Origin of the sequence: Thauera chlorobenzoica (assembly GCF_001922305.1) — a bacterium.
Taxonomy (GTDB): Bacteria; Pseudomonadota; Gammaproteobacteria; order Burkholderiales; family Rhodocyclaceae; genus Thauera; species Thauera chlorobenzoica.
The window spans coordinates 333,700-348,157 of record NZ_CP018839.1 but is presented as its reverse complement, the minus strand read 5'-3'; the positions used below and the strand labels follow the sequence as shown (position 1 = coordinate 348,157).

Genomic DNA, 14,458 nt, shown 5'->3' with positions numbered 1-14,458 from the left:
AAAATAGACGTACATTAACTATACGCGATCATCCTTCGGTCGTCTACCCGGAGACCCCAATGACCACAACCATCACGTTTTTCCCCGTCGACAACGGGGACATGACCCTCATCAAGTTCGGCGATCTCGACGCAACCACCCTGCTGATCGACGTAAACATCAGGCAAGACGCCGACGACCCTGACGGGGAGGCGCGCGATGTCGCCAAGGACCTGCGCGACCGACTGAAGAAGGACGAGAACGGCAGGCCGTATGTCGATGCGTTCCTGCTGAGCCACCCGGATCAAGACCATTGCCGAGGCCTGACGCGGCACTTCCACTTGGGGTCGCTGGACAAGTACCCGGATGACAAGAAGGACGACAAGGACAAAAAGATCGTGATCCGCGAGATGTGGTCCTCCCCGATCGTGTTTCGACGCGCCAGCAAGACGCACACCTTGAGCGAAGACGCCAAGGCATTCAACACGGAGGCGCGTCGACGCGTACAACTGAACCGCGACAAGAATTTCGCCGTCGGGAACGGTGACCGCATTCAGATCATGGGCGAGGACATCGACGGAAAAACCGATGATCTCACCTCCATTGTGCGGAAGGTGGACACGAGCTTCTCGACGATCAATGGCAAGAGTTCCGCATTCTTCTCCGCGTTTCTTCTGGCCCCTCTGGATGCCCCGGACGACGAGGAAGAGGAAGAGTGCCTGGTCAAGAACCAGTCCAGCGTGATCCTGAACATCACATTGGCAGCTGATGCACAGACGCCGGATGGCGCGAAATTCCTTACTAGTGGCGATGCTGAGGTATTCATCTGGAACCGGCAGTGGCAGCGCCACAAGGCCGAAGCCGATGTGCTTGAATACGACATCATGCAGGCACCGCATCACTGTTCCTGGCATTCGCTGTCCTATGACAGTTGGTCCGACTACGGCGAAAAGGCCAAACTCGATGCCGACGCCCGCAAGGCGCTTTCGCAGACCCGTGACGGTGCCGTCATCGTCGCCAGTTGCAAGCTGATTGCAGACGACGACAGCGATCCGCCCTGCATCCGCGCGAAGCGTGAGTACGTGGCGATCGTGGACGAAGCAAAAGGCGAGTTCTACTGCACGGGCGAGTACCCGAGCGAAAAATCCGCGGAGCCACTCGTTTTCACCGTAACCGCTCAGGGTGTGCAGCCTCCCTCGAAGAAGGAGTCCGGATCGAAGACCGCTGCCGTGGTGACCTCTGCGCGCACTCCCATGCCGCACGGGGCATCATGACGGGCACCATCGCAGACGCACTGCATCAACTTCAGCGGCATAGAGGCCTGATCCGCGTTGGCGAGCCAAGGGCAAGTGGTGAATCGACGCAGATTGACGTCGATGTTGCTGTCCAACTGCCGAACAGGTCTCGGCGCAACGGCGTATCCGAAACTGGAGTGCGCTCGGTCGAGACATGCGTTCTGGTATTCGGCTCTGACTGGCCCCTGACCGCGCCGAAGGTATTTCTACGCGCGGACTTTCCGCTCAACTTGCCGCACATCAATCCCCATTGCGAAGGTGAGCTGGTCTCGCCTTGCCTGTTCGAGGGGTCATTGGACGAGTTGCTGCATCGGTTTGGTCTGGACGCCATTGTCGATCAGTTGATCGATTGGCTGCACAAGGCCGCAGCTGGGACATTGCTTGACCTTGAACAGGGGTGGGAGCCGACGCGGAGAGACAGTTGTCCTTCGACCGTAGTATTCAGTGCCGAGAAGGTCGCTGCCGCCGCTCCCGCTGACGGCACGATTCTGGTGGTTCCCGCAGGCTACGTGACGATCGATGGCGGTCTGTACGCCATCATCAATGCCGAACTGACCGCGCAAGTCGATCCTGTGTTTTACCAGGACGTTCACAACGACAAGCTGGGTAAATGGGGAAACGGCCATACTGCGGCCTTCATTGCACGGGCTCCAATGACCGGCGAACACCCGCATGTGGTCGGACGCTATCAACCGGAGACGGTTGTCGATCTCGCAACGCTGCTTGATCGAGCAGTGGAACTCGGCATCGATTGCGAAGCTTTGGCCCAAAGCTTGGATGGTTATTACGGACGCTCGATCCTGGATATGCAGCAGGACTCGCGTGGCTGGATGCATGGTTTGTACGCGATTGTTATTCTGACTGTACAAAGGCCAGCGTCGCTTGTGGGCTCACCTGGGAGAAGTGTCGAGGTATTGCCCTACGTGGTGCGCTATGAACTCAACGCTCAATCGCTCCTGGAGCGAAACGCCACGGTTCACCCAGCCTTTCACGCGCATGCGTTGTCTCCCGAACTGCTGGCAAGGACGTCCGGCATTCCGTCGGCGGCCACATCGCAGCCGCTGGTTATTCTCGGCTGCGGAAGCGTAGGATCGAAAATCGCGATGCACCTGGGGCGAGCCGGTTTCGGCTCAATGACTTTCGTCGACAACGAATCCATGTCGCCTCACAACGCAGCGCGGCATGCACTCATTGAGCGGGCATCGGTGCTGGTCCCACCTCGGAAGTCGGCGCTGATGAAGACGGCCTTTGAGGAGCTGTCGCATCTTCAATCGCGCGCGTTCGACGCCGACGCAGTGACCCTCCTGGTCGATCCAGCACAGTTCACCACAACCGTTCCGCAGGATGCGGCGCTCATCGTGGACGCAACGGCTTCGCTTCAGGTGCTGGCCGCAGAAACACAATCGGCAGTATTGGACCAATCCCCTGCCCGGCTGGTACGGATCGCGATGTATGGTCAGGGCCGCTGTGTCGCGGTTTTGCTTGAAGGACCTGGTCGCGCCGGTCGGGTTGACGACCTCACGGCATTCTTGTTCGAGTGCTGCCGGTTTGTGCCGGAACTGCGTGCGTCGATTGCCGGTGATACGTCTGAGCCAACGCGCATTTTTGTGGGTGACAACTGCCGATCACTGACCATGCCAATGTCTGACGCCGTTGTTTCGCGGTCTGCGTCACTGGCGGGGCTGCAACTGGAACGCTGGCTCGTTGACGGGCTTCCGAAGGAAGGGACGCTTTGCGCTGGGATCTCGGATGCCGAAGGCCTCGGCATGGCATGGACCCACGCCAGCCTTGGCCTGACCACTGTGCTCGATGTAGCAGACGATGGTGGCTGGAACATTCGGATTCTGCACCCGGTCGCGCAAGCGATCCATGCTGATGCGCTGCGCTGGGGCGCTCTGGAGACAGGCGGCGCATTGGTCGGCCGCATCTCGTTTGAAAATCGAACCATCACCATTGCGGGCCTTGTTGACGCACCGCCTGACAGCGTTCGAGAGGCCGCTCGCTTCGTCCTCGGAACCAATGGGCTTGTTCAAAATTTGCGCGCTGCAAATGCTGCCTCTTTGGGATATCTCGCCTTCATCGGCACTTGGCACAGCCACCCGAAAGGCGGCGCACATTCGGGTATAGACCGAAAAACATTGCGCGGCATCGCCGAGGATGCTGGTGGGCTTCCCGCCGTGTCGTTGGTATGGACTCCGACAGGACTCACATGTGTGGTGGATCGCTGGTAGGTGCAAAGCCACCGGCACTTTGTTGGCATAAAACAAGAGGGATGTATGGCTGACTACTTCGAGATCGATTTTCTTGGCGTCGAAACAGCGAAAAGCGGGGATGCGATCACGCTGCGCTATTCGGTGAATGGCACTGAGGGCGTGCACGTCGTTGACGGTGGGTATCTGGATACGGGAGATCAGATTGTCGAGCACCTGAAGACCTACTATGGAACAACTGTCATCGACAATGTGATCCTCACGCACCCTGATCGCGATCACGCCAACGGGCTGAGAAAAGTCCTGGAGCAATGCACGGTCAGAAATCTTTGGATCAACAGGCCGTGGATATACGCAGATCAGTTGATTGATCGATTCGAGAACTATGAATCAGTTGAAGCACTGAGACGGAAGTTGCGCTCCATCTATGACGCCACGGCAATTCTTGAGGATATTGCGGTGGAGAAGGGAATTCCAATCCATGCCCCTCTTCAGGGGCAGAGCATCGGTCCCTTCATGGTGATGGCACCAACCCTAGGGCGCTACTTCGACCTGATCGTGGACTCCGCGAAGACACCGGAAGCTGTTGAAGAAAGTGCTTTGGATAGCGCGCTGAGCAGCATATTCCGGGTAGTGAAGGCCGCGACCGCCTACATCAAGTCCTTGTGGGGGGAGGAGTATTTTCCGCCTGAGCCGACCAGTCGTGAAAATGAAATGAGTGTGGTGCAGACGACTGTCTTAAACGGCCATCGCATCATGCTTACTGGCGATGCCGGGCGTGAAGCGCTGAAAGAGGTGATCGACTACGCGCCTTTTGCTGGACTCGCGCTGCCAGGTATTCGGTATTTCCAGGTGCCTCACCATGGTGGGCGGCACAATGTTTCGACTGAAATTCTGGATCAACTGGTTGGTCCACGGTGGGACAGTATGCCGGACAAGCATACTTGGAATGCCATATGCAGTTCTGCTAAGGCGGATGAGGATCATCCACGGAAATCGGTGATTCGCGCTGTATTGCACCGGGGTGGGCACTGGGCGGCCACCGAAAGCAAGAACATACGCATCGGGGCAGGCATCACCCGCGATGGCTGGGTACCGGTTCCCCAAGCGGCGTATCCCGAAGATCAAGAAAGTTGAGTGTGGTTAAGGGGCAGCACTGCTTTTCAACTTCCTGCTGACAATATTGCGTGCGTCCCGGCGGGCTCGCGGGTTGCATGCCCATGCCGAGCAGGCGAAAGCGAAGCTGACGCAAGTGTCAGCGCGGCTGCAGTCCTGGGCAAAGGGGACTGCGGAGCAGTTCAAGACACTGGCCGCCTGGGACGGTCGGCGACCACCTCAACCACACCCTTCTACGAAGGCTGGCGCACGGAGTCAGTGGAGAGCGATAGAGACAGGTAAGGGTTGTTCGGTGGTAAATCGATGAACAGAACGCGCGGGTCTTCCAGCAGGTAACCATGGAGACGCCGCGACTTCCGCGGCCCCGTGACTGCGCAGGTCCAGATATTCAGACCGTTCTCCTGCTTGCGGTGGAGTTGCAGCTTCTCGAAGCGCTTCTGCACCCATTGCCAGTCGGCTAGCTGGTCTTGCTTGGCAAGGACGGCGGTCTCGGGATGTTCCTGAGCGTAGCGCTGGAATACTCCGGGACTGACCAGATAAGCGGAGTCGTCGACCGTATGCACCAGCGCTTTGGCGTCGTTGATGATGAGCCGACGCTCTTCCATACACCGACGCAGCCAGGCGACAAAATGCGCACCTGACGGCGTTTCCTCCAATCCTGGAGTCGTTATGAGAGCCGGCGTCATCGAGTCGACTGGCGCCCTTGACTCAACGGATTCGAGGAGCGGCTCTTTCATGGTTGGCGGAAGTAGTTTGGTGGTTGACGAGAGATCCGTCGGCGCCATGTCGGAAGTGCCGAGCAGATCCAGAAGTGCTTCGACGCCATCGCCGGCCGACTGCACCGGCAAAGGCTCGGATGCGGCCGAATCCGCCGCGGCTGGCGAGGGCACAGGAACGGTTGGCTCCCCATCTTCCTGCACTACCGCCACCGTGCCGGCGAACGGCGCAGGCCGCTCATTGCCTTCCCAGATCAGGGAGGGGGCGAGACGCAGGAGCGTGAAGGTATGGGACCAGCCCGCGTCGCTGGTGATGGTGGCCTTCCAGATCGCCTTGCCGTCCGGCGTGGCCAGCGCGATGCCATGCTCCTGCAGCACGTTGAAGACCGCGGTATTGCTGGATGGGATGCCGTCGATGCCCTGGGCCAGCAGATGGGCGCGTAGTTTGTCCGAGACCGTTTTGCTCACCAGCCACAGCGCATCCTGGGTCAGCCATCCGTCCGAGGCTTGCGGCTGGTTCAGCTTGAGTTCCTCCCGAAGCAAGTAGCGCAGGCCGTCCAGCAGTTTGCGCTGGAGCGCATGTTTGGGCGCGGCCATGGCCTTGGCCGGATCTCCGCCGAGTTCCTGCGCCACGGATGCCCGGTCTGCCTGCACCACCAGTTCGCCCAGTACCCCAGCGTGCTCATACTGCCCGGCCAGCACATACAGGAGCGCAGACCACAGTGGCGGGTATTGACTGAGCCAGTCCAGAATCGCCGGAGAGAGAACCTGGCGATAGAGCAAACCGGTGGCAGCGCTGTGCAGCCTGTACTCCCGATCCTCTCGGTAGCGGAAGCGGTACGGCTGCGTCAGTGGGCCGTGCCACGGATGCCACACGGAGCCATTCGCGCACTCGATATGCAGATCGACCGCGATCTTGCCCAGGTCGTGCAGGAGCGCGGCGTAGGCGACCGCTGCTGTCCAGGCTTCGGCTTGGGCAGCCTGGTCTTCAGGTGTGGCCCCAGCCGGGAGCAGATGGGACTGCCTCAGCTTGAGCGCGTAGGCGACGATCTCCAGACCATGATCCAGCATCCCCCCTGGATAGGCGTGGTGATGGGCTTCTGATGCGGGAAACTGCTGCACCAGTTCGGCATAGTGCTCGAGTGGGGCTTGGTACAGCAGCGCGAACTGCTTGCGCGACAACGAGGTGCGCTGCCAGATGTGTTCCAGCAGCTTCGTGCGCCGTGGTGTCGCCAGCAGTGATGCGGCCCGCTCGGGCCGCATCATCCCTTTGGGCGCTTCGGCGGTGGGGGCTGGTGTCGCGATGGCGGCAGGCAACACCCGTTTGCACTGGAACAGCGAGAGCATGGGCAATCCCGAATGGTGAGCGGACCGGGGGAGTCTTTTGGCCTTTTCAGGTAGGGCCTTTCCCCTTGTGCCCCATTCCCTTGCCCTTTGCCCCTTTCAGCCCTTTGGCCTTTGGAAGCCTTTGGATATAGGGCAACGGGCAACGGCCGTCCACAGTCAATGCGGGATGGACCAAGGTCGGATTGATGCGGGAAGGCTGGCTGTTCCGGCCCTACGATGGTCCGCTTATTGGATTCGGGAGGACGCAATGATGCCCCATATTGACGAGGTAAGGGATTTTCCTTACCCTGTAGGCGTTGCTATCAGGAGAATGGCCATGCCTGCCATCCACGAAGTTGCCACGCTGACCTCCAAAGGCCAGATCACGTTGCCCAAGTCCATCCGGCAGGCGCTGGGGGTGGATACCGGCGGCAAAGTTGCGTTCGACTTGCGCGGCGGCGAAGTTGTCGTCAGCCGTGCCGATGCCGAACATGAAGACCCCGCCATTGCAGCGTTCTTGACCGTGCTGGCTCGCGATATCGAGGCTGGCCGGAACATTCGGGGTCTGCCGGAAGACTTGGCTCGCACGATGCTGGAGCATGCGGGCCACCAGGTGAACCTGGGCGACGACTTCGATGAGGACGTGGAAATCTGATGCAACAGCATGGCTGGACGCTGCTGTTCCACGACAACCTGATCGAACAGTTGATGAAACTGCGCGCGGCCGTGCTGCGTGCACAAGAGAACGACTCCGCGGGCTTCGAGTCCAATGCCAACGTCAAGTTCTTCCGGGCCTTGGTCCAGTTGATGCAAGACGTAGTGCCGAGCGACCCTGCGCGGGACGAATACCGCCAGGGCAACACGCTGGGGACGGCCTACCGCCACTGGCGGCGGGCCAAGCTCGGAAGGCGGTACCGGCTGTTCTTCCGCTATGACTCGAAGGCCAAGGTGATCGTCTATGCCTGGGTCAACGATGAACAGACGCTGCGATCGGCAGGTAGTAAATCCGACCCGTATGCGGTATTCGAGAAGATGCTGGGCCGGGGCAACCCACCCGATGACTGGAACGCACTGATGCTGGCCAGCAAGCAGGATTGGTGCAAACTGGAATAGGTATTCCTCATGTAGCATGAGACAGCCATGAACACGACAACCCATATCAGCGCCGCAGAACGCCTGGGCCGCTGGCTCGGCCGCGGCTGGCGGGGCTACGCGTGCCGCGAGCGGCGGGTGTTGGTTTGGTTGGACTCCAAGGGGCTTCCAGTGGCTGTCGCCGCCGCACTGCTGTGGGCAACCAAACTTGTCGCCCTGGGGCTGTTGCTCTACGTGGCTTTCTGGGCGGCAGTATTGCTGCTGGGTGTGGCGGTGGCAGGATGGGCTGCTGCCGCCAACACCCCTGATGAGGAAGAGTGGCCTTTCACCGACCTCACCGAGTTGCGGAAATCGCCCGGCTACGATCCCAATCTGTACAACGACACGTCACACGAGTTGTACACCGACGATTGACGGCCTCCGCGCTATTTCAGCTTGCCGCCGGTGAGCGCACTTGCACCCTTGCCACCTGCTTGGCCAGCACTTTTGCTGCCATCTGAGAGTCCTTGGATCGTATGTCCGGCCCGAATCCCGACCCAGGTTAGGCTCGCCAGCCAAAATGCCGGCAGCACCAGGAACGTCGTCGCCATCACGAAGTTCAGCAGCATGTCCCCAAAGGCATTGTTCAGGCCCATGATCGGGTCGAAGTTGGAATGCGGCCGATTCCAGCCCCATCCCCACCCGTAGAGCGCATCGAGGATCGTGCTGTCGATCCAGCGGGCAAGCTGAAACCAGAAGTCCACAAAGAACAAGGCGAATTGCACCACGCTGACCGTGATGACCGTCTTCAGGTCATAGGTGCCGATCACCAGCACCAGCGGAATGCAGATGACCAGCGCCATCTTGAGCAGCGACAGCACCATCGGCAGCGCTTGACGAACCACGTCCATGGCGGGAAAGAAGCCGAGCGAACCCACCGCCAACCCCACGTCGCCTGCTGCGCGGGTCACGATGTTTGGGAGAGTCTTTTCGATCTCCCCCCCGTAATCGGCATAAATCGCACCTTGGTTGAGTTTTTGCTGGCGGGGCGAGGCAATGGCTCGGATCACCGAATCATCCACCTCGGTGCGGCTCATGAAGCCTGCCCAGCCAGCCAGCCGGGTCAGTAGGCCAGGGTCGACCTGGCCAAGCAGGCGCGCGCGCAGGCTGTTGCCGCCGGCGCTCCACCACTGCCTGCAGGTGGGGTAGCCTGCCCCGCTGGGCACCTGGGCCAGTCCCGCATCCCGGTTGCTGTCGTAGGGCCAGCCGTCGCGCGGGGTATTGGCGCGGTAGGTGTCGTAATACCCGGCAGAGTCGAGGAAGAAGCGCGAACCGATCCAGGTCACGTCGTGCATCTGGGCCTCGTCGAGCGCGGGCCGGCTCATGAACAGTTTGGCGCGGGCCGGGCCGTAGCAGTCATGCGTGAAGTCGGCCACTTCCTGGGCCAGAACCGGGTCATCGATGCGCGTGGCATCGACCTCGATTCGCATCTGCCGCAGGTCGGTGCCGCACGGGATTGCTGCAATCGACGCCCCTGTTACCGCCCTGGAAACTGTGTGCATGAATGCCCACCACACCGGCACCTTGGCGCTTTGGTTGTTGAGCGTGGTGAAGGACTGGCTCCAGCCGGTGTCGGAAGGCTGGGCCACGCTGACCTGGCATTGCGCGGAGCGTGAAGTGTCGAAGCGGATCATGCTCAGATCCACGTCGATGAACGGTATGCCGGCGAACATCACCACCACGATGGCCACCCACACGCGGTTTTCGATACGCACCGAGGACAGCACACCTTTATTGCCCTCGTCGGCCCCCTCGGCGCGGGCCTTGAGCCACTCCTGGATGATGATGGCCACAAATGGCAAGGCGAACACGCCGCTGGAGACGAGCACGGCCCAGATGCCGTTATGGACGATCCACCCCACAAGTGTGAGGTAGTACTCCAGATAGTCGGTGGTGAAGAGCGTCATGTCTCGGGTCCCCCGTCATGCGGCCTGTAGGAACAGGCTGGCCTCCAATGCCACCATCGCGACGGCTCCGGCCACCTCGGCGCGGATCAGGCGGCGCCTGGCTTCCTCGCCCGGCTCGCGCGCCAGCAGTCGGCGACGCATCCACAGCCAGCCGTAAGCCGTTGCACCGTAGAGGCACAGCCGCCACAGCAGGAAGTAGCCGCTGGCCTGCGCCATCCAGCGCTCCCACCCTGCCACGCTCCCCATCAGGTAGATGCCCGCCACGTTGGCGGCCACGGCCAGGGTCAGCAGGATCAGCGTCCACAGCAGCGCCCGGCGTGTGCGGCGGTTGAACAGCCACCGCAGTCGGAGCCGGTCTGCATTCATGGCGTGCCTCCCGGCGTGCGGCGCTGGAGCTGGTTGAGACGGTTGGGCACCGGGTCGCCTTCGTACACGCCACGAGAGCCAGCGGCCCGTGTGCCATGGCGCTGGATGATCGCCATGGGTGAGTTGTTCGCCAGCTCGCGCCGCAGTTCCAGCTCGGTCTTGAGGTTGATGATTTCCCGGTCGAGGGTGTCGCTTTCGTGGTTCACGGCATCCACCGCCAACTGGTTGGCCGCGACGTTGGGCTCCTTCTTACCGGTCAGCAGCGTGCGTTGCAGCAACAATGCCTTCTCCAGCACCGAGGACAGGGCCACCTCCGAGGCCAGGCGGCGGGCCAGAATGTCCTGGTCGGGCTCGTCACGCAGCGCCTCGATCACGCCACGGGTGATGGGTAGCGAGGTGCTGCCCGCCGTGCGCAGGTTCTCGAACGTGGTGTTGCGGCTGCCGGCGATCAGTTCCTGCAGGGCTTGCAGCTTGGTTTCGTACTCCTCCTGGATCAGCGGCGTGAGGCCGACGCCGGGCACCGTGGCGGTCTTGATGCAGCTCTCGCAGGTGCGCTGCTCTCGCTCTCCCAATACCCGCGTGGCCCATTCGACTGCGGCCTGGGGTGACGGCCAGGTCTGGCAGGCCAGGCTGTTGCAACTTGCCGCGCTGATCGCCGAGGTGTCCGTCACTCCACGGCCATTGACCAGGTTGTACCCGGCGCGAGTCACATCGCCCACCACCTTGACGGCCGGCTGGCCCGCGCCTCCAGCATTGTTGCCGCCGACCCAGGGCACGCCATCGTTGCCCCGGCTGGCTTCAGCCTGCTCGATGGCCGAGACGGCATCGGTGCTGGCAACGGCCTGGCTCAGGGCCATGCCATCGGCAATCTGGTTCCAGCCCATCTGGCCGCCGGCCATGTCGGCCATCTTCTCGGCCATCGCGCGGCAGGTGAGCTTGGAGCGGTCGTAGTCCAGCCGGGCCTGCAGCACGCCATTGGTCAGCAGGTTGTAGAGGCCCGGATCGGCGCGCTGGATGATGAGTGCAGGCAACGAGGCCACCGCGCTGGTGGCGCTCTGGATCACGCTGCTCATGATGTTCTGGAAACCGTTGGTCAGGCCGTTGAGCTGGTTCCTGATCGTCGTGCTGATGCTCATGTCGCCGCAGATCAGATTGCTGTTCCAGCCCACCCCCACGCCAATCGAGCGCATGCCCGCCGCATGGCTCATCGACACGGCATTGCCGCCGCCAATCGAATACATGACCTCATCGCCAATCACGCTGCCGCTGGTCTGGAGATTGGAACCTTGGGCCAATGCCAAGCCGCTGGCCAATGCCAAGGCGCTCACCAGGATGGCGGAATGACTGCGGATCGGCCAGCGGCGCAAAATGGAAGTGGGGTTGTCAGGATGCTTCATGGTTTGACCCTCAAAGGAAATCGACACTACCCAGGAACACCTGTCCCCGGCGCCGGCAGCAGCTATACGGACGCCACAACGCCCAGGCGTAGTCGCCTTGCTGAGCCTGGGTCAGGAAACCGTTGCGCGGGAAGACCGTGCAGGACGACGACATGCGCGGCGTCAGCTCCTGCCACTTGCCGGTGGAGGCATCGGTCTCCATCAGTGCGCCAGCGGGCCAGTAACCATCGCGGGAACTGGCGAGCAAGGGCTGATAGACATGCAGCTGGCCGCGTCGCGTGACCACATCCCCGGCGCGCTGGGCCACCACGGCCCCGGCCTTGTGATCGTCGGTCTGGTGCAAAAAGCCGCCGCGTGGATAGACGGCCCCCCACAGGTTCCGCGTGGTGCGTGCGCCGATCTCGCGCATGCCCGGAGTCAAGGCTTCGGGATAGACGGCCTCAGGGATGTTGTAGCGCCAGGCCAGCGTGTCGAGTGTACTGAGCAGGTACGGCATGTAGGCGGATCCCGCCCCTTCGCAGGAGTAGCCGAAGCTGGCCGCGAACTCGCTGAAGGCGAGCGTGGCCGGGTGCCCGATCACGTCCGCGTTCTTGAACTTGGCGAGGTTGTTCTCGTTGTCGTGATTGGTCGTGCCATCGCCTCCGGCCTGTGCCGTGGGATTCGGCATGCTCACGGCCCGCACCTCGATCCACGGGTTTTCGCCCGTGTTGGTGTAGCTGGACACCACCGCGTCAGGAACGTAGTGCCGCACCTTGATCGAGGTGCGCACCGAACAGCCACCCCACGTGCAATACAGCCAGTAGCAGATGCCGACCACCCGGTATTCCAGGCAATCCGGCGACAAGGCCGAGGCCACGATGCTGGCGGTGTTCAGGGCCAAGCTCGAGGTGGCGCCACACAAGAGCGCAATAGCGGCACCGAGCCGCAGTCGGCGGGGAATGCGGGATTTCATGGCCGTTCCTTGCGGTGCTGCGCGATGCGTGCAAGCGCCCGGTCGATGTTGGTTTCGCCGTAGAGAACATAGCGTTGATCCACGACGACGGCGGGTATCGTGGTGATGCCCATGCTCCAGGCATCGGTGACGCCCTGGTACGCGGTCTGCATGCGCTGTTGCAGAGACGCTCCCCCGTCCTTGAGGCGCTGGCGCACGATGGGCGCAGCCTTTTGTGGATCGCCGGGCAAGCCCGTCGTCAGTTCGGCCTCGATGCGCTGAGGGGCATCCAGTTCAATGACGCGCGCGGGTTTGTGCGTGCCCTGCATCGGCTGCCCGGATTCGGTGATGACCCAGACCTCCTGAGCGGCGGCAGCGCCCGAGCAGACGATGCCAACCAGGAGTGCCAATGCGGATCGGCGCGAACAAGAGAGCGTGGGCATGGTCGGGATGGCGCTGTGTCAGGATGTGGGTGACCCCGGTAGTCCAAACCATTGCGCAGTCGCAGGCCACGAACAATGCGAATCGTGGCGTGTCCTCATTTGCCCGGGGTCGCACGGCAGCGAGCGTTGCGCCGTCTGGAAAAATATGACCACCCATGATAGGTGGTCACTGGTGGATGATTCAGGCAGGCTCAGATCAATCCATGCTCTGCCATGGAATACGGCGGTCCTTCGCCAACGATCATGTGATCCAGCACCCGGACATCGACGAGCGCCAATGCTGTCTTGAGCTGGGTGGTGAGCACCTTATCGGCAGCGCTGGGCTCCGTCATGCCGGAAGGATGGTTGTGGGCCAGAATCAAAGCGGCTGCGTTGTGCTCCAACGCCTTGGTCACGACCACCCGTGGATAGACCGCACTCTGGTCGATGGTGCCCCAAAAGAGCGCCTCATAGGCCAGCACACGATGACTGCTGTTAAGAAAGATGGCGGCGAAAACCTCGCGACGTTCGCCATTGAGCTTGGCCCGCAGGAAGGCTTTGACCAGATCGGGGCCGGTCAAGGCGTCACTATGGCAAAAGACGCGACTTTCGATGATTTCCATCGCGCGGGCGATGATCCAGTCTTCGTGCTGGGTATCCAGCATCTGAAACAGCGTAGCGCTGTCCTGGGCGACAAGAGCGGTACTCATGGTGAGCCTCCTGATGAATGGGAGGCTTTCCCCAGGAGGGAAACCCTCCTGGGTGGTTGATGAATGGCACATCCGCTGCCGTCGAAACGGCAGGCGTCCGCGCATGGGATGTGAAGCGGACTGGGTGCGATCAGCGTGGCGAGTGCCGCGCCGTAGCCTTGTGGATCGCTGACTACCTGGGCATGTCGCTGACTACATCAGCGGACAATTCAGCGGCGGTGGCTTCGGGAGATGACAGCAGATCGAGCGCGGACAACAGCGCATCGCCAATCACCGGGCCACTCAACAGCATCGAGCGTTCGCTGGAATGGTCGATCAGGCGCAGCGAAGGTGTGGCGTCCACGCCCGCCTGACGGGCTTCCTGAGCTTGGGCGCTGACCACGGCGGCGGGCCGCTCGCTCGCCAGGCAGGCGCGCACGGCCTGCTGCTGCTCGGGTGAACCGTGTTCCGGATAGGCCACGCCCGGTGGCAGGCCCAGGCCGTCGCTGCGCGTGTGGGCATACACCCAGGAAACAGCATCCCAGAACCCCGCATGGCCGATCGCTTCGCCCACGCATTCGATCCAGAGCGCCTGTTGCGTGGCTGCGGGCTGGTGGATGCTAAGCGGCAGGTGGTGCCATTGCAGGTTCACATCATGCTGAGAGGCTATCCATTGCTGCAGCTCCGGGGTGTAGGACTGGCAGAACGGGCACTCCAGATCGGCATACACGATCACCGTGAACCGGGCTGCGCCCGGGCCGTAGCGCCAGGGCGGGCCGGAGGGATGTGGCAAGTCTGCCGATGGGCTTGGTCCGGCAGGCTGTGCGTGATCCTGGGAGCGCTGGAGGTTCAGTACGATGAGGCACGCTGCCACAGCTACCATGGCGGCAGCGGCGGCGAAGGCCCGCCAGCGCCGCTGGTGTTGGGCCAGGCGCAAAGCTTGGGATGGTGTCGTGGACATGGCGGCTCCGGG

At 61.8% G+C, this 14,458-nt stretch carries 14 protein-coding genes; 6 read left to right on the top strand and 8 right to left on the bottom strand.

Going from position 1 to position 14,458, the window contains the following annotated elements; genetic code table 11:
• Positions 1 to 59: 59 nt before the first annotated feature.
• The 3 genes from Tchl_RS01645 to Tchl_RS01635 are packed head-to-tail and all read left to right on the top strand — an operon-like array spanning position 60 to position 4,621.
• Complete coding sequence (locus Tchl_RS01645; RefSeq protein ID WP_075146852.1) at positions 60 to 1,253, top strand: ComEC/Rec2 family competence protein; 1,194 nt, start codon at positions 60 to 62, stop codon at positions 1,251 to 1,253.
• Positions 1,250 to 3,505: a Mov34/MPN/PAD-1 family protein gene (locus tag Tchl_RS01640; protein WP_075146851.1), complete on the top strand. Its 2,256-nt coding sequence runs from the start codon at positions 1,250 to 1,252 to the stop codon at positions 3,503 to 3,505. Before Tchl_RS01645 ends, Tchl_RS01640 begins: the two co-directional genes overlap by 4 nt.
• Before the next feature lie 45 nt (positions 3,506 to 3,550).
• Positions 3,551 to 4,621, top strand: coding sequence for a ComEC/Rec2 family competence protein (locus tag Tchl_RS01635; protein ID WP_075146850.1), 1,071 nt, complete (start codon positions 3,551 to 3,553; stop codon positions 4,619 to 4,621).
• Positions 4,622 to 4,833: 212 nt separating this feature from the next.
• Here Tchl_RS01635 and mobH read toward each other — a convergent pair whose 3' ends face one another.
• Positions 4,834 to 6,663 carry a MobH family relaxase gene (gene mobH, locus Tchl_RS01630; RefSeq protein WP_075146849.1) on the bottom strand — a complete coding sequence of 610 codons (1,830 nt, stop codon included), beginning with the start codon at positions 6,661 to 6,663 and terminating at the stop codon, positions 4,834 to 4,836.
• 316 nt (positions 6,664 to 6,979) lie between these two features.
• Between mobH and Tchl_RS01625 the strand changes: the two genes are divergently transcribed.
• From Tchl_RS01625 to Tchl_RS01615, 3 genes are read left to right on the top strand one after another with little or no spacing between them, the layout of a single operon-like run.
• Positions 6,980 to 7,297 (top strand): type II toxin-antitoxin system PrlF family antitoxin, encoded by a 318-nt coding sequence (locus tag Tchl_RS01625; RefSeq protein WP_075146848.1) that lies wholly within the window; start codon positions 6,980 to 6,982, stop codon positions 7,295 to 7,297.
• The gene (locus Tchl_RS01620; protein WP_075146847.1) at positions 7,297 to 7,755 is read left to right on the top strand and encodes a type II toxin-antitoxin system YhaV family toxin; all 459 of its coding nucleotides are present in this window, start codon (positions 7,297 to 7,299) and stop codon (positions 7,753 to 7,755) included. Before Tchl_RS01625 ends, Tchl_RS01620 begins: the two co-directional genes overlap by 1 nt.
• A gap of 27 nt (positions 7,756 to 7,782) precedes the next feature.
• Positions 7,783 to 8,148 carry a DUF3742 family protein gene (locus tag Tchl_RS01615; protein ID WP_075146846.1) on the top strand — a complete coding sequence of 122 codons (366 nt, stop codon included), beginning with the start codon at positions 7,783 to 7,785 and terminating at the stop codon, positions 8,146 to 8,148.
• An 11-nt stretch (positions 8,149 to 8,159) separates the two neighbouring features.
• Here the strand turns inward: Tchl_RS01615 and Tchl_RS01610 are convergent, their stop codons facing one another.
• The 7 genes from Tchl_RS01610 to Tchl_RS01580 all read right to left on the bottom strand — a co-directional run bounded on the left by Tchl_RS01610 (position 8,160) and on the right by Tchl_RS01580 (position 14,446).
• Positions 8,160 to 9,680 carry a conjugal transfer protein TraG N-terminal domain-containing protein gene (locus Tchl_RS01610; RefSeq protein WP_075146845.1) on the bottom strand — a complete coding sequence of 507 codons (1,521 nt, stop codon included), beginning with the start codon at positions 9,678 to 9,680 and terminating at the stop codon, positions 8,160 to 8,162.
• A gap of 15 nt (positions 9,681 to 9,695) precedes the next feature.
• Positions 9,696 to 10,046: a hypothetical protein gene (locus Tchl_RS01605; protein WP_075146844.1), complete on the bottom strand. Its 351-nt coding sequence runs from the start codon at positions 10,044 to 10,046 to the stop codon at positions 9,696 to 9,698.
• Positions 10,043 to 11,443: an integrating conjugative element protein gene (locus tag Tchl_RS01600; RefSeq protein ID WP_075146843.1), complete on the bottom strand. Its 1,401-nt coding sequence runs from the start codon at positions 11,441 to 11,443 to the stop codon at positions 10,043 to 10,045. The genes Tchl_RS01605 and Tchl_RS01600 overlap by 4 nt, the downstream gene beginning before the upstream one ends.
• Before the next feature lie 10 nt (positions 11,444 to 11,453).
• Positions 11,454 to 12,395 carry a TIGR03756 family integrating conjugative element protein gene (locus tag Tchl_RS01595; protein ID WP_075146842.1) on the bottom strand — a complete coding sequence of 314 codons (942 nt, stop codon included), beginning with the start codon at positions 12,393 to 12,395 and terminating at the stop codon, positions 11,454 to 11,456.
• Positions 12,392 to 12,784 carry a TIGR03757 family integrating conjugative element protein gene (locus Tchl_RS01590; protein WP_232311637.1) on the bottom strand — a complete coding sequence of 131 codons (393 nt, stop codon included), beginning with the start codon at positions 12,782 to 12,784 and terminating at the stop codon, positions 12,392 to 12,394. The genes Tchl_RS01595 and Tchl_RS01590 overlap by 4 nt, the downstream gene beginning before the upstream one ends.
• A gap of 224 nt (positions 12,785 to 13,008) precedes the next feature.
• Complete coding sequence (locus Tchl_RS01585; RefSeq protein WP_083945095.1) at positions 13,009 to 13,506, bottom strand: JAB domain-containing protein; 498 nt, start codon at positions 13,504 to 13,506, stop codon at positions 13,009 to 13,011.
• 172 nt (positions 13,507 to 13,678) lie between these two features.
• On the bottom strand, positions 13,679 to 14,446 hold the full coding sequence (locus Tchl_RS01580) for a DsbA family protein (protein ID WP_075146840.1): 768 nt from the start codon (positions 14,444 to 14,446) through the stop codon (positions 13,679 to 13,681).
• Between the last annotated feature and the right edge of the window lie 12 nt (positions 14,447 to 14,458).